The 26,066-nt window shown below is 67.9% G+C and carries 26 protein-coding genes; 14 read left to right on the forward strand and 12 right to left on the reverse strand.

Going from position 1 to position 26,066, the window contains the following annotated elements; genetic code table 11:
- Positions 1–14 precede the first annotated feature (14 nt).
- The 8 genes from rpe to C7402_RS28815 all read right to left on the reverse strand — a co-directional run bounded on the left by rpe (position 15) and on the right by C7402_RS28815 (position 9,054).
- Positions 15–731 (reverse strand): ribulose-phosphate 3-epimerase, encoded by a 717-nt coding sequence (gene rpe, locus C7402_RS28780; RefSeq protein WP_116613024.1) that lies wholly within the window; start codon positions 729–731, stop codon positions 15–17.
- A gap of 21 nt (positions 732–752) precedes the next feature.
- Positions 753–1,790, reverse strand: a complete 1,038-nt coding sequence (fba, locus tag C7402_RS28785; protein ID WP_116613025.1) for a class II fructose-bisphosphate aldolase — start codon at positions 1,788–1,790, stop codon at positions 753–755.
- Positions 1,791–1,842: 52 nt separating this feature from the next.
- Positions 1,843–3,906, reverse strand: a complete 2,064-nt coding sequence (tkt, locus tag C7402_RS28790) for a transketolase (RefSeq protein WP_116613026.1) — start codon at positions 3,904–3,906, stop codon at positions 1,843–1,845.
- A gap of 71 nt (positions 3,907–3,977) precedes the next feature.
- Positions 3,978–4,850, reverse strand: coding sequence for a phosphoribulokinase (locus tag C7402_RS28795; protein WP_112178298.1), 873 nt, complete (start codon positions 4,848–4,850; stop codon positions 3,978–3,980).
- Positions 4,851–4,898: 48 nt separating this feature from the next.
- Positions 4,899–6,005: a class 1 fructose-bisphosphatase gene (locus C7402_RS28800; protein WP_116613027.1), complete on the reverse strand. Its 1,107-nt coding sequence runs from the start codon at positions 6,003–6,005 to the stop codon at positions 4,899–4,901.
- A gap of 26 nt (positions 6,006–6,031) precedes the next feature.
- A complete protein-coding gene (cbbX, locus tag C7402_RS28805) occupies positions 6,032–7,033 on the reverse strand; it encodes a CbbX protein (protein ID WP_208949018.1) in 1,002 nt (333 codons plus the stop codon).
- A gap of 65 nt (positions 7,034–7,098) precedes the next feature.
- Positions 7,099–7,527, reverse strand: a complete 429-nt coding sequence (locus C7402_RS28810; protein ID WP_112178300.1) for a ribulose bisphosphate carboxylase small subunit — start codon at positions 7,525–7,527, stop codon at positions 7,099–7,101.
- A 27-nt stretch (positions 7,528–7,554) separates the two neighbouring features.
- Positions 7,555–9,054, reverse strand: a complete 1,500-nt coding sequence (locus tag C7402_RS28815) for a ribulose-bisphosphate carboxylase large subunit (RefSeq protein WP_112178301.1) — start codon at positions 9,052–9,054, stop codon at positions 7,555–7,557.
- A 344-nt stretch (positions 9,055–9,398) separates the two neighbouring features.
- Here C7402_RS28815 and pqqA point away from each other — a divergent pair, with 344 nt between their 5' ends.
- From pqqA to C7402_RS28830, 3 genes are all read left to right on the forward strand, one after another.
- Positions 9,399–9,473, forward strand: a complete 75-nt coding sequence (gene pqqA, locus C7402_RS28820) for a pyrroloquinoline quinone precursor peptide PqqA (RefSeq protein ID WP_013342881.1) — start codon at positions 9,399–9,401, stop codon at positions 9,471–9,473.
- A 70-nt stretch (positions 9,474–9,543) separates the two neighbouring features.
- Positions 9,544–10,143, forward strand: a complete 600-nt coding sequence (locus C7402_RS28825; protein WP_116613028.1) for a DUF447 domain-containing protein — start codon at positions 9,544–9,546, stop codon at positions 10,141–10,143.
- Positions 10,144–10,188: 45 nt separating this feature from the next.
- Complete coding sequence (locus C7402_RS28830; RefSeq protein ID WP_116613029.1) at positions 10,189–10,944, forward strand: (5-formylfuran-3-yl)methyl phosphate synthase; 756 nt, start codon at positions 10,189–10,191, stop codon at positions 10,942–10,944.
- 598 nt (positions 10,945–11,542) lie between these two features.
- Here C7402_RS28830 and C7402_RS28835 read toward each other — a convergent pair.
- The 3 genes from C7402_RS28835 to C7402_RS28845 all read right to left on the reverse strand — a co-directional run bounded on the left by C7402_RS28835 (position 11,543) and on the right by C7402_RS28845 (position 14,430).
- Entirely contained in the window at positions 11,543–12,133 is a 591-nt protein-coding gene (locus C7402_RS28835) for an amino acid kinase family protein (RefSeq protein WP_116613030.1), read from the reverse strand.
- A 66-nt stretch (positions 12,134–12,199) separates the two neighbouring features.
- Positions 12,200–13,333: a hydantoinase/oxoprolinase family protein gene (locus C7402_RS28840; RefSeq protein ID WP_244314964.1), complete on the reverse strand. Its 1,134-nt coding sequence runs from the start codon at positions 13,331–13,333 to the stop codon at positions 12,200–12,202.
- A complete protein-coding gene (locus C7402_RS28845; protein WP_116613031.1) occupies positions 13,330–14,430 on the reverse strand; it encodes an ATP-grasp domain-containing protein in 1,101 nt (366 codons plus the stop codon). The genes C7402_RS28840 and C7402_RS28845 overlap by 4 nt, the downstream gene beginning before the upstream one ends.
- A gap of 13 nt (positions 14,431–14,443) precedes the next feature.
- Here C7402_RS28845 and C7402_RS28850 point away from each other — a divergent pair, with 13 nt between their 5' ends.
- The 11 genes from C7402_RS28850 to C7402_RS28900 all read left to right on the forward strand — a co-directional run bounded on the left by C7402_RS28850 (position 14,444) and on the right by C7402_RS28900 (position 24,948).
- Positions 14,444–15,211, forward strand: a complete 768-nt coding sequence (locus C7402_RS28850) for a HisA/HisF-related TIM barrel protein (RefSeq protein WP_116613032.1) — start codon at positions 14,444–14,446, stop codon at positions 15,209–15,211.
- A 347-nt stretch (positions 15,212–15,558) separates the two neighbouring features.
- Positions 15,559–16,911 carry a molybdopterin-binding domain-containing protein gene (locus tag C7402_RS28855; RefSeq protein WP_116613033.1) on the forward strand — a complete coding sequence of 451 codons (1,353 nt, stop codon included), beginning with the start codon at positions 15,559–15,561 and terminating at the stop codon, positions 16,909–16,911.
- Positions 16,908–18,590, forward strand: coding sequence for a formylmethanofuran dehydrogenase subunit A (locus C7402_RS28860; protein WP_116613034.1), 1,683 nt, complete (start codon positions 16,908–16,910; stop codon positions 18,588–18,590). Before C7402_RS28855 ends, C7402_RS28860 begins: the two co-directional genes overlap by 4 nt.
- Before the next feature lie 22 nt (positions 18,591–18,612).
- Positions 18,613–19,584, forward strand: coding sequence for a formylmethanofuran--tetrahydromethanopterin N-formyltransferase (gene fhcD / locus C7402_RS28865; protein ID WP_112174389.1), 972 nt, complete (start codon positions 18,613–18,615; stop codon positions 19,582–19,584).
- Positions 19,581–20,438 (forward strand): formylmethanofuran dehydrogenase subunit C, encoded by an 858-nt coding sequence (locus tag C7402_RS28870; protein WP_112174390.1) that lies wholly within the window; start codon positions 19,581–19,583, stop codon positions 20,436–20,438. Before fhcD ends, C7402_RS28870 begins: the two co-directional genes overlap by 4 nt.
- Before the next feature lie 54 nt (positions 20,439–20,492).
- On the forward strand, positions 20,493–21,035 hold the full coding sequence (locus C7402_RS28875; protein ID WP_116613035.1) for a cytochrome b: 543 nt from the start codon (positions 20,493–20,495) through the stop codon (positions 21,033–21,035).
- 23 nt (positions 21,036–21,058) lie between these two features.
- Complete coding sequence (gene pqqB, locus C7402_RS28880; RefSeq protein ID WP_116613145.1) at positions 21,059–21,997, forward strand: pyrroloquinoline quinone biosynthesis protein PqqB; 939 nt, start codon at positions 21,059–21,061, stop codon at positions 21,995–21,997.
- A gap of 66 nt (positions 21,998–22,063) precedes the next feature.
- Positions 22,064–22,816, forward strand: a complete 753-nt coding sequence (pqqC, locus tag C7402_RS28885) for a pyrroloquinoline-quinone synthase PqqC (protein ID WP_112174392.1) — start codon at positions 22,064–22,066, stop codon at positions 22,814–22,816.
- The gene (pqqD, locus tag C7402_RS28890) at positions 22,813–23,061 is read left to right on the forward strand and encodes a pyrroloquinoline quinone biosynthesis peptide chaperone PqqD (protein WP_112174393.1); all 249 of its coding nucleotides are present in this window, start codon (positions 22,813–22,815) and stop codon (positions 23,059–23,061) included. The genes pqqC and pqqD overlap by 4 nt, the downstream gene beginning before the upstream one ends.
- Positions 23,062–23,065: 4 nt before the next feature.
- Positions 23,066–24,283, forward strand: coding sequence for a pyrroloquinoline quinone biosynthesis protein PqqE (pqqE, locus tag C7402_RS28895; RefSeq protein ID WP_112174394.1), 1,218 nt, complete (start codon positions 23,066–23,068; stop codon positions 24,281–24,283).
- 2 nt (positions 24,284–24,285) lie between these two features.
- Positions 24,286–24,948 (forward strand): response regulator, encoded by a 663-nt coding sequence (locus tag C7402_RS28900; RefSeq protein WP_112174395.1) that lies wholly within the window; start codon positions 24,286–24,288, stop codon positions 24,946–24,948.
- Here C7402_RS28900 and C7402_RS28905 read toward each other — a convergent pair.
- On the reverse strand, positions 24,918–25,946 hold the full coding sequence (locus C7402_RS28905; protein ID WP_116613036.1) for a histidine kinase: 1,029 nt from the start codon (positions 25,944–25,946) through the stop codon (positions 24,918–24,920). The two genes, C7402_RS28900 and C7402_RS28905, sit on opposite strands and share 31 nt — an antisense overlap.
- Positions 25,947–26,066 lie beyond the last annotated feature (120 nt).

Genomic DNA, 26,066 nt, shown 5'->3' on the forward strand with positions numbered 1-26,066 from the left:
TGGCGCGCGCAAGATCAGCGCGCCATCGCCGCCCTCTCCTCCGCCACGTGGCCCGCGCGTGACCTGAGCGCGCCGCGCAACGCGCCGATGGCCTGCGCGTAGTCGTTGGCGCCGAACACGGCGGAACCGGCCACGAACACGTCGGCGCCCGCCTCGGCGATCTGCGCGATATTGGCCGCTTTCACGCCGCCGTCCACCTCGATCAGCAAGCGCCGCCCGGTGCGCTGCATCGACGCGTCAACGCGCTCGCGCAAGGCGCGCAGCTTGTCGAGCGTTTCGGGAATGAACGCCTGGCCGCCAAAGCCGGGATTCACCGACATCACGAGCACCACGTCGAGCCGGTCGATCACGTGGTCGAGCACCGCGAGCGGTGTGGCCGGGTTGAGCGCAAGCCCCGCGCGCACGCCGCTCGACTTGATGAGCTCGAGCGTGCGGTGCACGTGCAGCGACGCCTCCGAGTGAAACGTGATCACGCTCGCGCCCGCCTCGGCGAAGCCCGGCACGAGCGCGTCGACCGGCGTCGTCATCAGATGCACGTCGAGCGGCACGCTCGCATGCGGGCGGATCGCCGCGCACACGCACGGTCCGACCGTGAGGTTCGGCACGTAGTGGTTGTCCATCACGTCGAGATGAATCCAGTCCGCGCCCGCCGCCGTGACGTCGCGAACTTCGTCGCCGAGACGGGCGAAATCCGCCGACAACAGCGAGGGGGCAATCAGGGTGTCGCGCATGGCTGTCTCCTTCGCGGCGGCTCAGTGGTAGCGGCGCGCCATCGCCTCCAGCGGCAACGGCTTGATGCGCGGCGCCTGGCCCGCGCAGCCGAACGCCTCGAAGCGCTCCACGCACACGGCGCTCGCCGCCGCCGTGGCCGCCTTCAACGCGGCGCGCGGATCGAACTCGGCGCGCGCGTGCGACATCGACCGGCGCATCGCGCCGCTCATCGCGAGGCGGATATCGGTGTCGATATTGACCTTGCGGACGCCATGCGCAATGCCGCGCCGGATTTCCTCGACCGGCACGCCATAGGTCGTCGGAATCTCGCCGCCGTATTCGCGGATGATCGCCAGCCACTCCTGCGGCACCGACGACGCGCCGTGCATCACGAGATGCGTGTTCGGCACGTGCGCATGAATATCGGCGATGCGGTCGATGGCGAGAATGTCGCCGGTCGGCTGGCGGCTGAACTTGTACGCGCCATGCGAGGTGCCGATGGCGATGGCGAGCGCGTCCACGCCTGTCGCGTCCACGAAACGGCGCGCCTCGTGCGGGTCGGTGAGCAGGCTTTCGCGCGTGAGCAGGCCTTGCGCGCCCACACCGTCCTCCTCGCCCGCCGAGCCGGTTTCGAGCGAGCCGAGGCACCCCAGTTCGCCTTCCACCGAAACGCCCACCGCGTGCGCGGCCTCCACCACGCGGTGGCTCACGTCCACGTTGTAGTCGTACGTGGCGGGCGTTTTCTGGTCGGGCATGAGCGAGCCGTCCATCATCACGGAGGTGAAGCCCGAGCGGATCGCCTGCTGGCACACCGCCGGGCTCGCGCCGTGATCCTGGTGCAGCACGAGCGGAATGTCGGGGTGTGCCTCCAGCGCGGCCAGCACGAGATGCCGCAAGTACGGCTCGCCCGCGTATTTGCGCGCGCCCGCCGACGCTTGCAGGATCACCGGGCTCGCCGTGGATTCGGCGGCCTGCATGATCGCGTGGATCTGCTCCATGTTGTTGACGTTGAACGCGGGCACGCCGTAGCCGTGCTCGGCGGCGTGGTCGAGTAATTGACGCAGTGCCATGAACGCCATTGCAAACTCCTTGAGGTCGAATCGGAAACGGGTTGCCGCGCTCGCCTGGGCTTCAGGGCGCGCGCCGGGTGATGTGCCGGGTCACGCGCCGCGCTTCCTGCACCACCGCGTTCGCATTCAGTTGGAAATGCTCGAACAGCGCGGCGGCGGGCGCGGATTCGCCGAAGCGGTCGATGCCCACCACGCCGCCCTCCAGCCCCACGTATTGCCGCCAGAACGCGCGCACGCCTGCTTCGACCGCCACGCGCGGCACGCCCGGCGGCAGCACCGCATCGCGCCACGCAGGCGGCTGGCGCTCGAACGCGCTGGTGCATGGCATCGATACGACGCGCGCGGCGACTCCCGCTTCGGCGAGCAGCGTGGCGGCTTCGAGCGCCAGCGCGACTTCCGAGCCCGTGGCGATCAACACTACGCGCTCGCCTTCAGCGCGCGGCCAGTCGCGCAGCACGTAGCCGCCGCGCTCGATCGCGTCGATCTGCGCGTCGTCGCGGGCGACGAACGGCAGCGTCTGGCGGCTGAGCAGCAGGCAGGTCGGGCCTTCGCGCTCCACCGCGCTCGCCCACGCGCGCGCGGTCTCGACGGTGTCGCACGGCCGCCAGACGTCGAGGCCCGGAATGAGCCGCAGGCTCGCCGCGTGTTCGACCGGCTGATGCGTCGGGCCATCCTCGCCAAGGCCGATCGAATCGTGCGTGAACACGAACACCGCGCGCGTTTTCATGAGCGCCGCCATGCGCAGGGCGTTGCGCGCGTAGTCGGAAAACGTGAGAAAGGTCCCGCCGAACGGTATGTGTCCGCGATGCAGCGCCACACCGTTCATCACCGCGCTCATGCCGAATTCGCGCACGCCGTAGTGCAGATAGTTGCCGCCTTGCAGGCCGCCATCGTCGGCGTGGATCGCTTGCGCCGCGGGCCAGTCGGTCAGGTTCGAGCCGGTGAGGTCGGCCGAGCCGCCCAGCAGTTCCGGCAATACGCGCGCGAGCACGGCGATGGCCTGCTGCGAAGCCTTGCGCGTGGCGAGCGATTGGGCCGCGCCGTTCGCGTCGCGCAGCATCGCCTGCACGGCGTCGCGCCAATGCGCGGGCAACGTGCCCTCCATCCGGCGCGCGAACTCGGCCGCTTCGTGCGGATAGTGCCGCCGATACGCCGCGAAACGCCGGCTCCAGTCCGCCTCGGCCGCCTCGCCGCGCTCCTGGGCATCCCAGCTCGCGCGAATATCGTCAGGAATGCTGAACGGCGGATACGGCCAATCGAGCGCTTGCCGCGTGGCGGCGACCTCCGCTGCCCCGAGCGGCGCGCCGTGCACGTCGTGCGTGCCCGCCTTCGAAGGCGCGCCCTTGCCGATCACCGTGCGGCAGCAAATGAGCGTCGGGCGACCCGCCGCGCGCGCGCCGCGCAAGGCGCGGTCCACCGCTTCCACGTCGTGGCCGTCCACATCGCGCACCACATGCCAGCCGTAGGCGGCGAAGCGCGCGGGCGTGTCGTCGGCGAACCATTGCGCCACGTGCCCGTCGATCGAAATGCCGTTGTCGTCGTAAAGCACGGTGAGTTTGTCGAGCTTGAGCGTGCCCGCAAGTGAAGCCGCTTCATGCGAGACGCCTTCCATCAGGCAGCCGTCGCCCGCGAAGACATAGGTACGGTGATCGACGATCGTATGCGCGGGCCGGTTGAATTCGCGTGCGAGCAGCGCTTCGGCGAGCGCCATGCCGACCGCATTGGCGAGTCCCTGCCCGAGCGGCCCCGTGGTGGTTTCCACGCCCGGCGTGACGCCCACTTCGGGATGCCCCGGCGTCTTGCTGTGCCACTGGCGAAAGCGCCTGATTTCGTCGATCGGCAGGTCGTAGCCCGTGAGATGCAGCAGCGCGTAGAGCAGCATCGAGCCGTGGCCGTTCGAGAGCACGAAGCGGTCGCGGTCGGGCCACGCGGGGTTGCGCGGGTTGTGCTTCAGATGCCGGTCCCACAGCGCCACGGCAATCTCGGCCATGCCGAGCGGCATGCCCGGATGACCGGACTTCGCGGCTTCGACCGCATCGACGGCCAGCATGCGCAGCGCGTTGGCCATCGGGCGGGTCTCGCACGCGGCGGATGAGGTAACGGCGGAATCAGCGACGTCGCTCATGGCAAGTCTCCTGGTAAGCGATAAGCGGTGTTGCACTGCGCGCTAGAAGCGCCCCAAGCGCGCTAAGCGCTTCAGGCACGCGCGCGCCGGTCGATCAGTTGCAGGATCATGGGCGTGAAAATGAGCTGCATGGCGAGCCCCATCTTGCCGCCCGGCACGACGATCACGTTGGGACGCGACATAAACGAGTCGTGCAGCATGGTCAGCAGATACGGGAAGTCGATGCCCTTGGGCCGCGCGAAACGGATCACGACAAAGCTTTCGTCGGGCTGCGGAATCTCGCGCGCCGTGAACGGATTGGAGGTGTCCACGGTGGGCACGCGCTGGAAATTCACATGCGTGCGCGAGAACTGCGGGCAGATATAGTTCACGTAGTCGGGCATGCGCCGCAGGATCGTGTCCACCACCGCTTCGTGCGAATAGCCGCGCATGGTCTGGTCGCGATGCAGCTTCTGGATCCATTCGAGGTTGATGATCGGCACGACGCCGATCAGCAGGTCCGCGTGCCGCGCGATATCCACGCCTTCGCTCACGGCCGCGCCATGCAGACCCTCGTAGAACAGCAGGTCGGTGTCCGGGCGCACGTCCTCCCAGGGCGTGAAGGTGCCCGCGTCCTGCTTGTAGCGCTGCGTTTCGGCTTCGTCGTGCACGTAGTGGCGCAGCTTCCCCGCGCCGTTTTCCGCGTAACTGGCGAACAGCGTTTCGAGTTCCTCCAGCAGGTTCGCCTCCGGGCCGAAGTGGCTGAAATTCGGCATGCCGTCGCGCTCGTGCTGCTTCATGGCATCGCGCATGCCGTGGCGGTCGTAGCGATGGAACGCGTCACCCTCCACGATCTGCGCATCGATCTTTTCGCGGCGGAAAATATGCGTGAAGCTCTTCATCACGGTCGTGGTGCCGGCGCCGCTCGAGCCGGTCACCGCGATGATCGGGTGCTTGATGGACATGCGCGTGTCTCCTGATATGAGTATTCGAATCGGTCGCGGGGCGAGGCCTTATGCAGAGAACCCCGGCAGGAACAGCGAGCGCCGGCCAAAAAGCGGCGACGTGAAGGGCTGATCCGTGCCGCGGTCGTATTCGTCGTGGTAGCGGCCGATGCGCTCCACCTCGTTGCGCGAGCCGAGAATCACGGGCACGCGGCCGTGCAGCGTGCGCGGCGTGACGTCCAGAATGCGCTCGCGCCCGGTAATCGCCAGTCCTCCCGCCTGCTCGACGAGAAAGCTCATCGGGTTGGCTTCGTAGAGCAGGCGCAGACGCCCTTCCATGACCGGCGTTTTCGAGTCGCGCGGATACATGAACACGCCGCCGCGCATGAGGATGCGATGCACCTCGGCCACCATCGAAGCGATCCAGCGCATGTTGAAGTCGCTCGTGCGGCAGCCGCTGCGGCCGTCCTTGCACTCCTGCACATAGCGGCGCACGGGCGGCTCCCAGAAGCGCTCGTTCGAGGCGTTGATGGCGAACTCGCAGGTATCCTCAGGAATACGAATGTTGGAATGCGTGAGCACGAAGTTGCCGATGTCGCGCTCCAGCGTGAAGCCGTGCGTGCCGTTGCCGACCGAGATCACGAGCATGGTCGCAGGCCCGTAGACGGCGTAGCCCGCCGCGACCTGCTCGCAGCCGGGCCGCAAAAACGCGCTCTCATCCACCGACGTGTCCACCGACCCGTCCTCATGGCGCAGCACCGAAAATATCGAGCCCACCACGCCGTTGATGTCGATGTTCGAGGAGCCGTCGAGCGGATCGAAAGCGAGCAGATAATCGCCGCGCGGGTAGCCCGGCGGAATCGGATAGATGTCCTCCATCTCTTCGGAGGCCATCGCCGCGAGCAGCCCGTCCCACTCGCATTGCTGCACGAAGGTTTCGTTGGTGGTGATGTCGAGCTTCTTTTGTTCCTCGCCGTGCGTGTTGATGCTTTGCGCCGAGCCGTAGTGGCCGCTCAGCGCGCCCTTGGTGAGCATGGCCGAGATCGACTTGATCGCGGCGGCCACGTCGATCAGGAGCGCGGCGAGCCCCGCATTGCGCGCCGGGCCTGCGCCGCCCGGCTGACGATCGAGCGTGTCGATCAGGAATTTGGAAAGGGTCGTGCGGCCGTCTTGCATGGCGATCTCCTGAGATGGGTGTTCGGTCAGCCCGGCGGCGCGCCGGGTTGCTCCGCGCGCGGCGGGGCAAACACGCGGCTCGCGCGTACGTCCACGGCGCCGATCAGCGTGAGCGCGGCGGCGTCGATCGGCGCGCCGTGCTGCATGGCCGTGGCGAACAGGCGATTGGCCTGGCGCAGCCGCGAGCGGTCGAGCGCGTTGCGCACCGAGCGCGCGTTGGCGAAATTCGGTTGGCGGATGCGCAGCGCGAGATAGTCGGCGAAGGCCCGGCGCGAGTCGGCGTCGAAGCGGTAATGCATCGTGGCGAGCATGCGCTCGGCGATCTCGAGCAGTTCCGTTTCGCCGTAGTCGGGAAACGTGAGGTGATGCGCAATCCGCGAGCGAAAGCCCGGATTGCTCTCGAAGAACACCTCCATGCGCTGCTCGTAACCGGCGAGTATCACCACGAGGTCGTCGCGCTGGTTCTCCATGGTCTGGAGCAGGATCTCGATCGCCTCCTGCCCGTAGTCGCGCTCGTTTTCGGGGCGATACAGGTAATACGCTTCGTCGATGAAGAGCACGCCGCCCATGGCGCGCTTGAGCACGTCGCGCGTTTTCGGCGCGGTGTGGCCGATGTACTGGCCAACCAGATCGTCGCGCGTGACCGAAACGAGATGATTGCGCCGGATGTAGCCGAGCCGGTGCAGCACTTCGGCCATGCGCAGCGCCACCGTGGTCTTGCCCGTGCCCGGATTGCCGCTGAAGCACATGTGCAGCGTGGGCGGGCCCGCCGCGAGTCCGAGCGAGGCGCGCGCGCGCTCCACCAGAAGATGCGCGGCGACTTCGCGAATGCGCGTCTTGACGGGCGCAAGCCCGACGAGATCGCGGTCCAGCTCGGCCAGCACCTCGCCGATGCCGGAGTCGCGATAGAGCGCGGCGAGATCGATCTGCCCGGGTTGCGCATCTTGCTCGCGCTCGCGCGGGTTCCCGCTCTCGCTCCCGCGCGCGACGGTGACTGCCTCGGCTTCCATGGTGGTCGCTTCGTTCATGGCCCCTCCCTGGGCGAATGTCGCCGGATGTCCCGATCCGGCTATGCGGGCTCAATCTCCCCTGGTCAGCGCTCGCCGCCGTAGCGCTCGCCGGCGGGCCGCTCGCTCGCATAGCCCGCAAGCCCGTAGCGCTGCGCGCGTCCCGGCCCGTCCTCGCGGGTCAGGCGAAAGCCCGGTTCGTGGTCGGGACGGTTGACGATGAACGACAGGCGCATCGTCTCGAAGCCGCGCACCGAATCGAACGCGTTGACCTTGATGTAGTGCTGCGCGCGCGCCGCGCGGCATGCCCGCACCTCCTGGAGCACGCCCGCCGCGTCGTGCAGGTCGAACATCGGCAGCCCCCACATTTCCCAGTAGGTGTTGCGCGGATGCGGGTCGTCGGTGAACTCGACCGAACAGGCCCAGCCCTGGCCGAGCGCGTAGTCGATCTGCAAACGGATTTCCTCGTCGGTCAGATCGGGCAGAAAGGAAAACGTACCTTGGGTAAGACGCATGACGCACCTCGTCGGTAAGGGCGGCGCTCAGGCCGGGGTGGGCGTAACGGCAAAATCGGGCGTATCGGTCGAGGCGTAGTTGAACGTCACGTCGCGCCAGGTGTCGAGCGCCTGCTTGAGCGGCGTGCAATGGCGCGCGGCGGCATCGAGAATGTCGGGACCTTCGTGCACGATGTCGCGGCCTTCGTTGCGCGCCTTCACCATCGCTTCGAGCGCGACGCGGTTGGCCTGCGCGCCCGCCTGAATGCCGCCGGGGTGGCCGATCGTGCCGCCGCCGAACTGAAGAATCGCGTCGTCGCCGAAAAGGTCGAGCAACTGGTGCATCTGCCCCGCGTGAATGCCGCCCGAGGCCACCGGCATCACCTTGCGCAACCCGGCCCACGGCTGGTCGAAGAAGATGCCGCGCGAGAGATCGACTTCGTTGTGCGCCTCGCGGCACACGTTGTAATAGCCCTGCACTGAGAGCGGATCGCCTTCGAGCTTGCCCACCGCCGTGCCCGCGTGCGCATGATCGACGCCTGCCATACGCAGCCACTTGGCGATCACGCGAAACGAAATGCCGTGATTGCGCTGGCGCGTGTAGGTGCTGTGCCCCGCGCGATGCAGGTGCAGAATCATGTCGTTCCTGCGCGCCCAGCGCGCCATCGACTGGATCGCGGTCCAGCCGATCACGAGGTCGATCATGACGATGCACGAGCCCAGCTCCTTCGCGAATTCCGCGCGCTCGTACATGTCCTCCATCGTGCCCGCCGTGACGTTCAGGTAGTGGCCCTTGACCTCGCCGGTTTCCGCCTGGGCACGGTTCACGGCCTCCATCGAGAACAGATAGCGGTCGCGCCAGTGCATGAACGCCTGCGAGTTGATGTTCTCGTCGTCCTTGAGAAAGTCGAGCCCGCCGCGCAAGCCCTCGTACACCACGCGCCCATAGTTCTTGCCCGAGAGGCCGAGCTTGGGCTTGACCGTCGCGCCAAGCAGCGGACGTCCATACTTGTCGAGACGCTCGCGCTCCACGACGATGCCCGTGGGCGGCCCCTGAAACGTCTTGAGATAGGCAACGGGAATGCGCATGTCTTCGAGGCGCAGCGCCTTGAGCGGCTTGAAGCCGAACACATTGCCGATGATCGACGCCGTGAGGTTGGCGACCGAGCCTTCTTCGAACAGATCGAGTTCATAGGCGATGTACGCGAAATACTGCGGCTCGCTCGCGCTCGATGCCGGCACCGGCTCCACGCGATACGCCTTTGCGCGGTACATGTCGCACGCGGTGAGGCGGTCGGTCCACACCACGGTCCAGGTGGCCGTGGACGATTCGCCCGCCACCGCCGCCGCCGCTTCCTCGGGATCGACGCCGGGCTGCGGCGTGATGCGAAAGAGCGCGATGATGTCGGTTTCCTTAGGCGTGTAATCGGGCTGCCAGTAGCCCATCTCGCGGTACTTCATGACCCCCGCGGCATAGCGCTCGCGCGGGTTGGCCGCATTGCGCTGCGGGGCAAGAGAGTCGATCACCGGCTGGCTGAAGTCGTTCATGACGTTTCCTCGTAGGTGGACTGGCGCGCTACCGGAAGAACGAAGCGCTTGTGTTGCACTCTAGGCAAGGACGTCCCCCTTGAAAATTCACGATTTCATTTGGGAGAGTTAACCGATCCCTTATCGATCGATCGTGCTGTCACACGCGTGGGCGGTGCGCGAGGCACGCATGGAACACTTTGCTGCGTTCCGGGCACAGTGACGGCATGGCGCGGCGGCCGCGACCCTCGCGAGACGAGGCCGCGCGCCCGGCATGGAGCTTGCATGGCAAGCCGGGCCCATGCAGCCAGGCGCCACGCCGGGCCGAAGGCACCATGCCGTATCAACTTATGGAGGATGCATCTATGCAGTGGACGACTCCGAGCTACACCGATATGCGTTTTGGTTTTGAAATCACGATGTATATCGCTACGCGGTAAGCCCCGCGTGGGCCGCGCCATGCGGCCCTTCCGTTGAAGCTGCGTTACCCATGGACATGCGCGCTCACCCATGATTCACGAAACGATCGTCACGACGGCGGCGGCCGACGGCCGGGTTCATATCGCGCCAATGGGCGTCCGTTACGAGGACGACTTCGTGATCCTTGCGCCGTTTCGTCCATCGGTCACGCTCGACAATATCGTCGCGTCGCGTGCGGCCGTGCTGAACTTCACCACGGACGTGCGCGTCTTCGCGGGTTGCGTCACGCACTGCGCCACCGACTGGCCCACGCTCGCGGCCACGCGCGTGGCGAGCGTGCGGCTTGCCGGTTCTCTTGCGCACGCCGAACTGGAACTGCACGAACTGCGCGACGACGAGGAACGCCCCGTGCTGCGCATGCAATGCGTACACCGCGAAAACCATGCGCCGTTCACCGGCTTCAATCGCGCCCAGGCGGCGGTGGTGGAAGGCGCGATACTCGTGAGCCGCCTCTTCATGCTGCCGGCCGACAAGGTCGACCGGGAAATGGCGTATCTCCAGATCGCCATCGACAAAACCGCGGGCGACGCCGAGCGCACGGCCTGGCAGTGGCTCACCACCGCCATCGAGCGCCATCGCGCCGGCGCGCAAACGCCGGGGCACGCCGCGTGCGCGCCCACACCGCGCTGAACCTGACTTTCCTCTGTTGCGCCCGCAATTTTTCGGAGAACATCGATGACCGCATTGCTCGCGAGCGTTCGCTCGCATGACGAAGCGCTCGACGCCGTCGCGGCCGGCGCCGAACTGATCGACCTGAAGGAGCCGGACGCGGGGGCGCTTGGCGGCCTGGCGATCAACGACATCGCGCACATTGTCCGGACGCTGCGCGCGCGCTATCCGGTCAAGCCGATCAGCGCGACGATCGGCGACGTGCCCGCGCATGCGCTGGACGAGATCGCCGCGCGCGTGATCGAGGTGGGCGATGCCGGGGTGGACTATGTGAAGGTGGGCGTGTCGCCAGGACCTGCGGCACGGCGCTGTCTCGACATGCTGGCGAGCCTTCCCGCCGCGGTGGTGCCCGTGTGGCTGTGCGACGGCGAGATGAACGCGGAGTTGGTCGAGCATGCGCTGGAGCTGGGGTTCGTGGGCATGATGTTCGATACCGGCGGCAAGGACGGCAGCACGCTGTTCGATCACGTGGAGGCGCAGACGCTCGCGCAGTGGCTGCGGCTCGCTCGCGAGCATGGCGTGATGGGTGGGATTGCGGGGTCGCTGGGGTGGGAGCAGCTTGAGCAGATTCGTGCGCTCGCGCCTGATGTGGCTGGGTTTCGGACGGCGCTTTGTGTTGATGGGCGGCGGTCGAGGATTGATCCTCAGCGGGTTGCGCAGTGGGTGGGGGCGTTGCACTCTGGGAGTCGTGATGGTGGGTATGCCGGTGGGCGTGCTGGGGTGAGTTTGCAGTCGGCGGCGGGGCTTGGGGCGCGGGGTTGATTGGCTGGTTTTTTTGCTTTTCGCGGTTTTTTGTTTTTTCGCGTTTTCTTGTTTTCGCGTCGGTCTGCCAGGGTTGCCCCTGTGCGGGGCGGCACCTACTTTTCTTTGCAGCGGCAAAGAAAAGTAGGCAAAAGAAAGCCGCTCACACCGCCAGTGCCTGCCACGGTTCACCCCGCACCGCATCAGGTAGTGGCTCCGGAGCATCCGTCACTCCGCACCTTCGAACTGAGTGACAAGGCAGTCATACTTCCCGCTGCTCGCTTCGCGCGCCGCGGAAAGGTCTGCAAGGGAAACCCGCCTTGCGTCACGCGGGGTTGGTGGTTTTGGCTATGCCCTTCGGGGCGCGTAGCGCCGCCGGAAGGATGAGCCCTTTGTCACTCAGTTAAAAGGTGCGAGGTGACAGACGCTCCGGAGCCACTAGCTGGCGTGGTGCGGGGTGAACGGTGGCGGGCACTAGCGGTTTGAGCGGCTTTCTTTTGCCTACTTTTCTTTGCCGCTGCAAAGAAAAGTAGGTGCCGCCCCGCACAGGGGCAACCCTGGCAGACCGACACGAAAACAAGAAAACGCGAAAAAAAAGAAAGCACGAAAAACAAAAAAATCAAGCCACAGGCGCATTAAGCAACCGATCCCGCATCAACTCCACATGATCCTTATTAAACAGCTCAACCACATAATTAGCCTCCCTAACATAATCGACAAACCGCCGATCCACCACCCCCGAAGCGGCAAGCGCCTCCAGCCCCTCATCCCCATCCAGCGGACAAGACTTCACCACAATCAACCGCTCGGCATTGAGCATGGTAGAAAGCCAGGCGGCGAGGCTATCCGACGTGGTATCCCAGTTGCTCATCGCATCGGGCGTCTCGCGCATGAGCGCGGTCGGCACCCACACTGCCACATGCCCATCGCGCAACGCACGCCGGATCTTCGCCTCACTCGTGGCGAGCACCAGCTCGGGCAACAGCCCTTGCATAAGCAGCGCGTACTGCGCCATGGCAAGCAGACACATGTTGTGCGCAGCCAGATCGTCGAAGCGCCACTCGCTCTGATATTGCCGCACCCTGTCCGCGAAATCGCCCCCGCCGGGCACAATGACGATACGTCCGCCCCCCACTTCGCACAGTTCGGTGAGCCACTGGCGTAGCATCGGCTCGTGACTCAGGCTGCCCCCGATCTTGACCACCCACATGATCGTTGTCCTCATTTCCGGTTAACCGCGGATGGCCCGCGTTTGCCTGCCTGCTTGTCCGTATCCTCATGCGGCCCGCGACGGCGCAGCGCCACTCGCGTGTCGATCTTGCACCGCAAGCAGCGCAACAGCCACGCTCGGCGCGCACGTCGCGGCCCACTGCGCTTCGTCCGCGCGCTCGCCCGCTCCCACGGCAAGCGCGCCGAAATCCACATAGCCGCGCGCCGCCTCGCGCGCCAGCGCCGCCGCGAGATAGCGTCCGCAACCCGCGCCGACCAACGGCGCGTGCACCAGCGCCGGATGCTCCGCCGTCACGCGCGCGAGATTCGCGCCGATCTCGCGCATCTGCTGCTCGCGCCAGCGCTGCGCGAACGCGCGCCATTGAATGTCGCTCGCCTCGTCGGCGTCGCGCCCGATCATGCGCGCGATGCGCGTGCGGCTCGCGGCCTGCGTCTTCGCTCCGTTGTCGGCGGCCGGGTACTGATCGTAGTGCGCGGCCAGTTCGCCCGTGAGCCGGTAGACGTCGGCCGTGGTCGCGAACCATTCGTTCATCACGTTCACCTGCGCCCCCGCGAATTCGATGCGCTGCGCGAGCGCGCACAACGGCGTGCGCACCACGCCCTGGTAGACGAGTTCGCCGCTGGCGAGCCGCCCGGCGTCGGTCGCGGCGCGCGCGGCCACGCGGCCGTCCACGATCGGAATGAGGTCGGTCGTCGTGCTGCCGATGTCGACCAGCAGCGCGTCGGGCACGCGCGTCGCGACCCAGCACGCGGTGGCGAGCCAGTTCGCCGAGGCAACACTGCGCCAGCCGGCCGCGCAGGCGCTCGCGCCGAGCCAGCCCGCCTCGCCCGCGTAGAACGAGAGGTTTGGGCCGAGCCGCTGCGCGAGCGTCGCAACGATTTCGCGCACGCCCTGCGCGCGGCTCTCGAACAGATCGACCATCTCGCCCGTCATCGTCACCGCGTGCCGCGCGCCGCGCGAGCGTGCGGCGGGCCAGCGCGCAAGCACGAGGTCGATGGTGTGCGCGAGATGATCGAGTCCCTGCCACAGTGGACACGCCCATTGCGCGACGTCGAGCACGCCGCCGCCGGCGTCGGTCATCGCCACTTTCACATGCGCGCCGCCCACGTCCCAGCCGAACGTCGCCGCGGCGGTCCCGGTCTCCATGCTCGCCTCGCCCGTCTCGACCGACGCGCTCATGGCCGCGCTCCACACATCGGCTGCGCGACGGCGCAGGCGTGCGCGTCGTCGCGGGCATTGAGGCGCACCCCGTGCGTCGCCAGCAGGACGGGCGCGAGATTCGTGCCGAGCGTCGCCGAAAGCCCCGCATAGGCCACCGTCAAGCGCGGATTCACCTCGATCACCACCGGCCCGCGCGCCGGATGCCACACCACGTCGATCCCGGCGAAGCCGCGCAGGCCCGGCAACGCCTGCGCCACGCGTTGCGCGAGCGCGGCAAGCGCGCGTCCCTTGTCGCTCGACACCGCGATCTCGTTCAGGCTCACGCCGTCGAACTCCACCACCGAAGCGGCGCGCGAGCCCGGTTCACCCGATCCACCCGCTTCGCCTGCGTCGCACATCGGGCTCACGCCGATCTGCTGCCGGTTGATGCTCACGACTTCCGCGCGCCCGTTCCCGCAGATCAGCGAGAGACTGAGCGGCTCGCCATCCACCCAGGCCTGAAGCACGGGGTTGCGCGCGGCCGCGGCGCGCGCTTCGTATTCGGCGCAGGCGTCGGCGAAGTCGTCGAAAACGAAGGTGTCGAGGCCGCCCGCGCCGTCGTCGGGCTTCACCACCCAGCGCCCGCCCTGGTTCGCCGCGTGCTCGACGGGTTCGCCGGGCTCGCCGGGCTCGACGGCGGGCGTCGTCGCAATGCCATGCGCCGCGAGGCACGCGGCCGTGGCGCTCTTGCTCGACGCCACGCGAATCGCCTCCTTCGCGCAGCCAAGCCAGCGCGCCGCGCCCACGGCGTCGTGCAGGCGCAGCAGCAAGCCGTCGCATTCGGGGGCGATGACCCAGGCATAATCGTGCTCGCGCGCCGCGCGGGCGACGAAGGCGGTCATCGACTCGCCCGGCGCCGCCTTGCAGTGCGCAAGCGCGGGGGCGAGCGTTTCGAAGCGCGAGCTCGCCACGCTCACCGTCACGCCGTCGAGCGCGCGCAGGTCGTTCGCGAGCGCGTCGCGCATCACCCGCCCCTCGACGATCAGCGCGCTCAGGTCGGCGAGGCTGCCCGCGCCCGCGTGCGCCGGGTCGATGCCGCCGCCGGTGAGATACTCGAACACAAAGATCTTGGTCAAAGGATGCGTCCTCATGCAGGTGATACCGGTTCTCGATCTGCTCGACGGCCACGTCGTGCGCGCGGTGCGCGGCGAGCGCACGCGCTATCTGCCCGTGCGCTCGGCGCTCGCGGCCACCAGCGCGCCGCTTCCCGTCGCCCGCGCGCTCCTTGCCGCAAGCGGCGCGCGCACGCTCTATGTCGCCGACCTCGGCGCAATCCTCCTGCGCGGCGCGCACGTCGAAGCGCTCGCCGCACTGCGCGCCGCCCTGCCCGGCGGCGAAATCTGGCTCGACGCGGGCTATGCCGATTACGCGTCGATGCAGGCGCTGTTCGAGCGCATCGAGCAGCACGTCCAGCCCATCCGGCGCGATCGCGACAACTCGCACGACGACCCGCGAACCGCCGATCCCGCCACGCTCGTCCCGGTGTTCGGCACCGAGTCGCTGCGCGACGCGCAAGCGCTGCGTAGCGCCGAAGCCGCCGGTCTCGCGCCCATCCTCTCGCTCGACCATCGCGCGGGCCGGCGCCTAGACGCCGGCGTCGAACTCGCGCCCGCCGCGTGGCCGGGCCGGGTCATCGCCATGACGCTCGACCAGGTCGGCAGCTACGACGGTCCCGACTTCGCCACCTTCGAACGCATTCGCGCCGCCGCGCCCGCGCATACCGGCGTGATCGGCGCGGGCGGCGTGCGCCATCGCGACGACGTGGCCGCGGCGGTGCAAGCGGGCGCATCGGCCTGGCTCGTGGCTTCCGCGCTGCACGACGGCCGCCTCGGCGCGTCGCTCGCCGGTTTCGCCTAGCCGATCCATACAAATTCCATGCCACTCTTGCAGCACCTTGCTTGTGTAAGCCTGTAGCAAGCCGCTGTGACACTCTGTTGCAGAACGGCACACACGCGTTGTGGAGTGCAACACCTCGCGCGAGGTCGCACCGTGCAAAAGCGCGCGCTCGTGCGGATTCGATAAGGGACGCGGCGGGCTAACGGCACGGCCGCCTGCGGGCCGGGTGCGAAGCACAATTCGCCCGCGCGTCTTGTGTCATCGCCCGCGAGCGAGGCACAACGTCCCGCCCGGCGCGCCTCGCGTGCGGGCCGCCTCGCTCGCGGCAGCGAGCGCCGCATCGGCATGGAGCTTGCTTGAAGGGCCCCATGCATCTCTCGCCCACCGCCCCTTCGTCCACGCGCCTATCGGATGCCGCCAGACCCGCCGCGTCGATCACGCGCGACTGGACCTGCCCGTTCTGCGCGCTGCTGTGCGACGACCTCGCGATCGAGTCGCACGAGGGCGGCAGGCTCGCCGCGCCCGCCGCGAACTGCCCGCGTCTCGCGCAGGCGCTCGCGTGCTACGGCGAGGCGGACGCGCGCGGCCGCTGTAGCGTGGGCGCGAACGACACCGATCTCGACACCGCGCTCACGCACGCCGCCCAACTGCTCGCCAGGGCCCGGCGGCCCCTGTTCGGCTCGCTCGCGACCGACGTGGCGGGCGCGCGCTCGCTCTACACGCTGGCCGCCGGATGCGGCGCCATCCTGGACCATCTGCACGGCGACGCGCTGAGCGCGGCCACCCTCGCGTTGCAGGATCGCGGCGCCTTCTTCACGACGCTCTCCGAAGTGCGCACGCGCGCGGACCTGGTCGTGTTTTTCGGTTGCCAGCCTTCGCGGCGCTATCCGCGTTTCTTCGAGCGCACGCTGGCGGCAAGCCCGATGGCGCGCGATCTCGTGTTCGTCGGCTGCGAGCCGGACGTGGCGGCGCTCCGCCTTGCGCAGGCACGCGTCGAAGCGATCCTGCCCGGCGCCGATCCCTTCGATACGCTCGCGCTCTGGTCCGCGCTCAGCGAAGGGCGCGCGCCGGGTGCGCTGCGCGGCGCGCATCCGGCCGACGCCGCCGGCACGCTCGCCGCGTTGCAGGCGCGCATCGCGGCGGCGCGTTACACCGTGCTCGTGTACGAGCCCGCCGCGCTGCCCGGCCCGCATGCGGCGCTGTTGATCGAGGGCTTGCACCGTATCGTCAAGGCGGCCAATCGCACGGTGCGCGCGGGCTGTCTCGCGCTCGGCGGCGACGACGGCGCACTGAGCGTGAACCAGACCGTGACCTGGCTCTCGGGCCTGCCGCTGCGCACGCACGTAGCGGCGCCGCTGGATCACAACCCTCACCGCTATCGCACCGCGCGGCTGCTCACGAACGGCGAGATCGACGCGCTGCTGTGGGTGGCGAGCTTCGCGCCGCCCGCCGCGCTGCCCGAGATATCCGGCGACCTTCCCGCGATCGTGCTCGGCCATCCCGCGCTGGCGCAAGCGGCGAAGGCGCGCGGCGGCCCCACCGTCTTCATTCCGGTCGCCACGCCCGGCATCGACTGCGGCGGCCATCTGTTTCGCACCGACGGCCCGGTCGTCACGCCGCTCGCCGCCGCGCGCCGCGCCCCGCTCCCCTCGGTGGCCACGGTCGTCGCGCAACTCACGGCGAGGCTGAACGCAGAGCGCCCCGCTCAGGAGCAGCCATGAGTCTCGTGCGACTCAAGGGCGGCACGCTCTACGACCCCGCCAACGGCGTGAACGGCGAACGCCGCGACCTCGCGTTTCGCGACGGCCGCATCGTCGATGTCCCCGCCGCCATGCCCGCCGCGCGCGAATTCGACGCCACCGGCATGATCGTGATGGCGGGCGGCATCGACATGCATTCGCACATCGGCGGCGGCAAGACCAATCTCTCGCGGCTGCTGCTGCCCGAGGATCATCGCGACAGTGCCTCGCGCGAAGCGGGCGACACAAGCGGCCGCTATCTCAAGCTGCCCTCGTGCGGCACCTGCGCGCCGGGCACGCTCGCGACCGGCTACCGCTATGCGGAAATGGGCTACACGGCCGCGTTCGAGCCCGCGATGATGCCCTCCAACGCGCGCCACACGCACCTCGAAATGGGCGACACGCCGATCATCGATCACGGCGCTTACGTGATGCTCGGCAACGACGAACTGTTCCTGCAACTGCTCGCCACACGCGACAGCTTCGAGCGCCTGCGCGACTACGTGGGCTGGACGATGCACGCGAGCAAGGCGCTCGGCGTGAAGGTGGTCAATCCGGGCGGCATCTCGGCGTTCAAGTTCAACCAGCGCTCGCTGAACGTGGACGAGCCGCACGTGCACTACGGCGTCACGCCGCGCGACGTGCTGTTCACGCTCTCCCGCGCGCTCACCGAACTGCGCGTGCCGCATCCGCTGCACGTGCACGCGAGCAACCTGGGCGTGCCCGGCAATATCGATTCGACCATCGCGACCATGGACGCCGCCGACGGTCTGCCGATCCACCTCACGCACATCCAGTTTCACAGCTACGGCACGGAAGGTCCGCGACAGTTTTCGTCGGGCGCGCAGCGCATTGCCGAGGCCGTGAATGCGCGGCCGAACGTGTCGATCGACGTGGGGCAGATCATCTTCGGGCAAACCGTCACGGCCTCGGGTGACACCATGATGCAGTTCCGCAACACGCCGCTCGCCCGGCCGCACAAGTGGGTGGTGGGCGATATCGAGTGCGACGCGGGCTGCGGCGTGGTGCCGTTCCAGTATCGCGAGCAGAGCTACGTCAATGCGCTGCAATGGATCATCGGCCTCGAAATCTTCCTGCTGGTGGACGACCCGTGGCGCGTGGCGATGACCACCGATCATCCGAACGGCGGCCCGTTCACGAGCTACCCGCACCTCATTCGTCTGTTGATGGACAAGACGTTTCGCGACGAGCAGCTCGCGCGCCTGCACGCCGACGCGCAGGTCGCGAGCGCGCTGCCGCAACTGCAACGCGAGTTCTCGCTCTACGAGATCGCCATCATCACGCGCGCGGGCCCCGCGCGCCTGCTCGGCCTGCGCGATCGCGGCCATCTCGGCGGGGGCGCGGCGGCGGACATCGCCGTCTATCGCGACGAAGCGGACCGCGAACGCATGTTCACGTCGCCCGCCTATGTGTTCAAGGACGGCGAACTGGTCGCGCGCGACGGCGAACTGGTCGCCGCGCCCACGGGCGGCCTCCACTACGTGAAGCCCGAGTTCGACAGCGGCATCGAAAAGACGCTGCGCGCGTATGGCGAGGCCAATCTCACGAGCAATTTCGCGCATGCCGCCATCAGCGACGACGAAGTCTGCGACTGCTGCCGTGGCGGACGGCTGCTGCCCGTCGCCTGTTTTTCGCGCTGACACGAGACCGGAACCCGACACGATGAGCGACCCGGCCACCTTGCAGATCAACGGCACCCTGATCGACGCCACCTTCGCGGAAGCCTTTCCGATGAAGGCCACGCGCCTCGTCATCACGGCGCGCACGGCGGCGTGGGCCATGCATGCGGCCCACTCGCTCACGGGCTTCGCGACCTCGGTGATCGGTTGCGGCTGCGAGGCGGGCGTGGAGCGCGCGCTGGCGGCCGAGGAAACGCCGGACGGGCGGCCAGGCGTCGCCGTGCTGCTGTTCGCGGTGTCGTCGAAGGAATTGGCCAAACAAATCGAGCGGCGCGTCGGGCAATGCGTGCTCACCTGCCCGACCAGCGCCGTGTATGGCGGCATTGATCCGCACACGAGCCAGGCGCCGCTTTCGGATCGCGCGCCGCTTGGCAGCGGACTGCGCTTTTTCGGCGACGGCTGGCAGATCTCCAAGATGCTCGGCACGACACGCTACTGGCGCGTGCCGGTGATGGACGGCGAGTTCGTCTGCGAGGAAGCGACGCAGACCGTGAAGGCCGTGGGCGGCGGCAACCTGATCCTGCTCGCGCGCGACGCCGACGCCGCGCTCGACGCCGCCGAAGCCGCCGTTGCCTCCATGCGCAAGCTGCCCAATGTGATCATGCCGTTCCCCGGCGGCGTGGTGCGCTCCGGATCGAAGGTCGGCTCGAAATACAAAGGCGCCGGCGCCTCCACCAACGACGCGTTCTGCCCCACGCTCATCGGCCTTTCGGCGCGCAGCGAATTGAGCGAGGACGTGGGCTGCGTGCTCGAAATCGTGATCGACGGGCTCACGGACGCGGACGTGGGCGCGGCCATGAGCGCGGGCATCGCGGCGGCGGCCGGGCTCGGCAAGGCGGCGGGCCTGCTGCGCATTTCAGCGGGCAATTACGGCGGCAAGCTCGGGCCGTACCACTTTCATCTGCATGCGCTCGCGAACGGAATCGGGCTCGGGCTCGACGGAGGCCGCGCATGAGCCTCATCACCACCTTGCGCGTGAAGGCGGCCCCTGGTCCGCGCGTGGACGCTGGCGCTTTGTTGCCCGCGCAACTTTGCGCACTGCCGGTGGCCGCGATCGAGCGCATGACGCTGCCCGCCGGCAACGAGCGGTGCATGGTGGGTGACCTGTTCGAGGTCTCGCAATCGTCGCGCGCTCCGGACGTCACTGGAGGCACGGACGCCTCGAACGACGAAGCCACGCTGGTGATCGACGGCGACGCCCCGTGGCTCGACCACGTCGGCGCGCGCATGACGCACGGGAACCTGCTTGTGCGCGGCTCGGCGGGCGACGCGAGCGGCTTCCAGATGACCGGGGGCGCGTTGCGCATAGAAGGCAATGCGGGGCACTTCACCGCATGCGAAATGCGCGGCGGCCGGTTGACGGTGCGCGGCCACAGCGGCGACTTCGCCGCCGGTGCGCGCGCGGGCGAAATGGAAGGCATGACGGGCGGCGCGCTGACGATTCACGGCAACGCGGGCGCGCGCCTGGCCGACCGCATGCGGCGCGGCCTCGTGCTGGTGGGCGGCGACGCGGGCGAGTTCGCCGCGTCCCGGCTCGTGGCGGGCACCGTGGGCGTGGCCGGGCGGCTGGGCGCGCACTACGCGTACGGCATGCGGCGCGGCACGCTGTTGCTCGCGCAACGGCCCGATCGCCTGCCACCCACCTTCACCGAAGGCGGGCGTGGTTTCGAGGTGTTCTGGGCGCTGCTCGTGCGCAGCCTCGCCAACGAAATCGCGCCGTTTTCGCAGTGGCGCGCGGCCCGCCCGCCCACGCGATACACCGGCGACCTCGCGGTCGACGGGCGAGGAGAAATACTGCTCGCCGGTTAGCAAACCGGAGTTGCACAGAAGTACGAAACAAACACCAATAGAAAGGAGACAAGCATGACGATGGCGCATTCCCGCACGGCGGCGCGCTACACCGGCTCGATGATCGCGCTGCACTGGCTGATTGCGCTCGGCATTGTCGGCCTGCTCGCGCTCGGCCTGTATATGGTCTCGCTGCCCAAAGGGCTGCCGCTCAAGTCAACGCTCATCAATCTGCACAAGTCGCTGGGACTGACGATTTTCCTGCTCGTGCTTCTACGCATCATGGCGCGGGCGGCGCACACATCGCCGCCCCTGCCGCCGATGCGTGCGTGGCAACGCGCCGCCGCGCGCACTACGCAGGGCCTTTTATATCTGGCCATGGTCGCGATGCCGCTGAGCGGCTACCTCGGCTCGTCGTTCAACCGCTTCGGCACGCGCTTCTGGGGCATCGCGCTGCCGAAGTGGGGCTGGGACGACGCGGGCTTGCGCGAGCGCTTCTTCGGTCTGCACGAAGTGCTCGCCTGGGTGCTGATCGCGTTGATCGTTCTACACGTGGCCGGTGCGCTCAAACATCAATGGATCGACCGCGACAATCTGCTTGCAAGGATGCTGCCATGACGGGCCAACACACGCGACGCAACATGAAGATCAAGGTGCTCGGCTCCGCCGCGGGCGGCGGCTTTCCGCAATGGAACTGCAATTGCCGCAACTGCGACGGCGTGCGCCGCGGCACGGTGAAGGCGACGCGGCGCACGCAGTCGTCGATCGCGGTGAGCGCGAACGGCGAGGACTGGCTGCTCGTCAACGCTTCGCCCGACCTGCTCGCGCAGATCGCGGCCAACCCGGAGTTGCAGCCCGCGCGGCGCGTGCGTGACAGCGGCATTGCCGCCGCGCTCGTGATCGACGCGCAGATCGACCACGTGACCGGCCTGCTGATGCTGCGCGAGCGCGACACGCCCCTGCCGCTCTACGCCACCGACGCGGTCTGGCAAGACCTGTCGAGCGGCTTTCCGGTGACGAAGATGCTGTCGCACTATTGCGGCGTGGCGCATCGCCGCATCGCACTCGACGGCGCGCCGCTCGCCGTTGCGGGGCTGGAAGGCATACGCATCGACGCGTTGCCGCTGTCGAGCAAGGCGCCGCCCTACTCGCCGCATCGCCACGCGCCGGAGCGCGGCGACAACATCGGCCTGCTTTTCACGAACCTGCACACGGGCAAGCGCGTGTTCTACGCGCCGGGACTCGGTGAGGTCGAGGACCATGTGCTCGCGGCCATGCGCGAGGCGGATTTGCTGCTCGTGGACGGCACGATGTGGACCGGCGACGAAATGATCCGGCTCGGCCTGTCGAGCAAGACCGCGGCCGAAATGGGGCATCTCGCGCAAAGCGGCCCCAACGGCATGATCGAGGTGCTCGATTCGATCGGCGGACGTGATGGACGTGATGGACGTGACGTGCGCAAGGTGCTCATTCATATCAACAACACCAATCCGATACTCGTCGAGGACAGCCCGGAGCGCCGCGTGCTGATCGAGCACCGTATCGAGGTAGCCCATGACGGCATGACATTCGAGCTTTGAGGCGCGAAAGATGAAGTGATGTAGTTCGGTATACGAAGTTTATTCATGAAAAGAATCGGAGACGGCATGAACGCAAAAGACATCCTGCACGCGGCAACACCGGGCGAAGCGCAGGCGACGGAACACGACAGCGGGTCCGCATGGACGCGCGAAGCGTTCGAAGACCGCCTGCGCGCAAAGGGCGTGGCGTACCACATTCACCATCCGTTCAACGTGAAGATGAATAGCGGCGGCTGCTCGCCCGAGCAGATCCGCGGCTGGGTGGCCAACCGCTTCTACTACCAGATCAACATTCCGCTCAAGGACGCCGCGGTCCTCTCCAACTGCCCCGATCGCGAAACGCGCCGCCGCTGGGTGCAGCGCATTCTCGACCACGACGGCTACGGCGACGAGGAAGGCGGCATCGAAACCTGGGCGCGTCTCGGCGACGCGGTCGGCCTCTCGCGCGACGATCTCTGGTCGCTCAAGCTCGTGACGCCCGGCGTGCGCTTCGCCGTGGACGCCTACGTGAATTTCGCGCGCCGCGCGCCGTGGCAGGAGGCCGTGTGTTCGTCACTCACGGAGATGTTCGCGCCGCAGGTGCACCGCGACCGGCTGGCGAGCTGGCCCGGGCACTACCCGTGGATCGAACCCGCCGGACTCGCGTATTTCCGCTCGCGCATCACCCTCGCGCAGCGCGACGTGGAGCACGGGCTCGAAGTCACGCTCGCGCATTTCGTGCGCCGCGAGCAGCAGGAGCGCGCGCTGGAGATCCTCCAGTTCAAGCTCGACATCCTGTGGACCATGCTGGACTCGATCGAGAAGGCCTTTCCGCAATGAACCTCACGCTCAGCAAGCGCTTTCGCCTGCAATGGGAACCGGCGCAGAACGCCCACGTCCTGCTCTACCCCGAAGGCATGGTGCAACTCAACCCGAGCGCCGCGCAAATCCTCCTGCGCTGCGACGGCTCGCGCGAGATCGACGCGCTGATCGACGACCTGGAACGCGCCTTCGAGACGACCGGCATCGGCCCCGAAGTGCGCGCGTTCGTGAGCCACGCCCAGCAGCGCGGCTGGCTGGAGTAACACCATGACCGACCTCTCGCATCCCATGACTGTGGCCGGGACCGCACCCGCAACCGCGCCCGCCGTGGCGCCCCCGCTCTGGCTGCTCGCGGAGCTGACTTACCGCTGCCCGCTGCACTGCGCGTTCTGCTACAACCCGCTCGACTACACCTCGCACAACCGCGAACTGAGCACGGAGCAATGGGTCGGCGTGTTGCGCGAAGCGCGCGCGCTGGGCGCGGCGCAACTGGGTTTCTCGGGCGGCGAGCCGCTCATGCGCGACGACCTGGAAGTGCTGGTGGCAGAAGCTCACACGCTCGGCTTCTACACGAACCTCATCACCTCGGGTGTCGGTCTGACCGACCAGCGGCTCGGCGCGCTCAAGGCCGCGGGCCTCGACCATATCCAGCTGTCGTTCCAGGACTCCACCCAGGCGCTCAACGACTTTCTCAGCAGCACGCGCACCTTCGACCTGAAGCAGCGCGTGGCCACGGCGATCAAGCAGCACGGCTTTCCCATGGTGCTCAACTGCGTGCTGCATCGCTACAACCTCCCGCATGTCGACAAGATCATCGACATGGCGCTCGCCATGGGCGCGGAATATCTGGAGCTGGCGAACACGCAGTACTACGGCTGGGCGCGCCAGAACCAGGCGCAGCTCATGCCCACGCGCGAGCAGCTCGAAGAGGCCGAGGCCGTGGTGGAGCGCTACCGCCGCACGCACGGCGATCGCTGCCAGATTTTCTTTGTCGTGCCCGACTACTTCGAGCGCCGCCCCAAGCGCTGCATGAACGGCTGGGGCGCGGTGTTTCTCGGCGTCGCGCCCGACGGCGCGGCGCTGCCCTGCCACGCGGCGCGCGGCCTGCCCGGCCTCGTGCTGCCGAATGTGCGCGACATGTCGTTGCGCGAGATCTGGCAGGAGAGCGACGCGTTCTCGCGTTTTCGCGGCCTCGACTGGATGAAGGAGCCCTGCCGCAGTTGCAGCGAGAAGGAGCACGACCTCGGCGGCTGCCGCTGCCAGGCGTTTCTGCTCACGGGCGACGCGGCCAACGCCGACCCGGTCTGCGACAAGTCGCCCGCCCATGAAGCCGTGGTGAAGGTGGTGAACGCGGCCCGCCGCGCGGCCTCCGGGGAGCAAGCGCGCGAGCAACCCATCCTGTTTCGCAACGACGCCAACTCACGCCAGCTGGCCGCCGCCCACGCGGGCGGCGAGCCGTGCGGGCGCAGCCACACGGAAGGTTGACCATGACACCGGGAGACATCGCCGTTCTGCTCGTCGACGATCATGCAGTGGTGCGTGAAGGCTATCGCCGCCTGCTCGAACTGGGCACGGACGTCCGCGTATGCGGAGAAGCGGCCGACGCGGCCCAGGCCTATCAGCGCTTTTGCGCGCTGCGCCCCGACGTGGTGGTGATGGACGTTTCATTGCCGGGAGCAAGCGGCATCGAAGCGATGCGGCGCATGCTCGCCAGAGAGCCCGACGCGCGCGTGCTGATTTTCAGCGCGCACGAAGAAGCGATCTTCGTGCGGCGCGCGCTCGACGCGGGCGCGCTCGGCTACGTGACCAAGGCAAGCGCCCCCGACGTGCTGATGGAGGCGGTGCGCACGGTTGCGCGGCGCGCGAGCTATCTGAGCCCGGATATCTCGCAGGCGCTCGCGCTGCGCAACGCCTATAGCGAAGGGCCGCCGGGGCGGCAATTGTCGGCGCGCGAGTTCGAGGTAATGCGCCTGCTCGTGCAGGGCTACACGCTCGTGAGCATTGCCGAGAAGCTCGGGCTGAGCCAGAAGACGGTGGCCAACCACCAGTCGGTGATCCGCCAGAAGTTCGGCGCGGACAATGGCGTGCAGCTCGCACAAATGGCGAGCCGCCTGGGCCTTCAGTTCACGGGCTCGGCCAGCCCCGCCTGAGAGGGCACCCGCGCGCAGATCAGGAAACCGCCCTCGGGCTTGCTCGCCACGTGAAATTCGCCGCCGAGCGCTTCCACGCGCTCGCGCATGCCGATCAGGCCCAGCCCGCGCCGCGGCTTCTCCAGATCGACGCCGGGACCGTCGTCGGCCAGCGTGACGACGATCTCGTCGATCTGCGCCGCGAGCGGCGGCTGCCCTTCCTGGACCTCGCGCGGCGCGCGCACCATGAACACCTCCACGCGCGCGGCGGGCGCGAACTTCGAGACGTTCGTGAGCCCTTCCTGCACCAGCCGGTAGAGCGTGATGGTGAGCGCGTCGCTCAGGCCCGTGAAATCCCCTTCGATCGTGAGCTGGAACGACGCCTGCGGCAGCCGCTCGCGCCAGCCGTCCACACAATGCTCCAGCGCGCTCGGCAAACCGAATTCGTCGAGCCCGATGGGCCGCAGCCGCCGGATCATCCCGCCGATCTGCCGGTAGACGTGGCTCGCGCTCTGCATGAGCGCCACGGCGATACGCTGGATTTCCGGCTCGCGCGTCTCGGCCAGATCGCGAATGCGCGCCGCGTCGAGCGAGATCGCGTTCAGGTACTGCCCCAGTTCGTCGTGCAGTTCGCGCGCGAGATGGCGGCGTTCGTGCTCCTGCACCTGCAACGCCTGGTTGGCGAGCCGCCGGTTGTCGGCAAGGAGACGCTCGGCCTGCTCCTCGAGCGCCCGGCGATAACACAGTTCGCGGCGCGCCTCGCGATAGCGGCGCCATGCGAACCACGCGAGCCCCACCGAAAGCACGCATAGCGTGCCCGGCAATTCGTCGACCTGGAAGCGTTCGAGACCGCGCGTCCAGCGATAGGCGCGCTCGCTGAAATCGAAGGTCGAGCCGAGCACGGCGGCGAGCACCGCGAACGCCAGCACCCACGCAAGATCGCGCCACACCGTGGAGTGCGGCGGCTCGGCTCGCGCGTTTGCTCGCGAAGAAGAAGGGGTTGGGAAGTCGCTTGCCATCGCTTTGCATTCTACTCAGGCCACACGCGTACCGACGATGCCGCGACGCCCTCAGGAAGCTTTCCCTTTCATTTCGGGAAAAGGTCCCGGGTCATGCGCCGCGCCGTATGCGAAGCTTTA

It is taken from the genome of Paraburkholderia unamae (assembly GCF_003096875.1).
GTDB lineage: Bacteria > Pseudomonadota > Gammaproteobacteria > Burkholderiales > Burkholderiaceae > Paraburkholderia > Paraburkholderia unamae.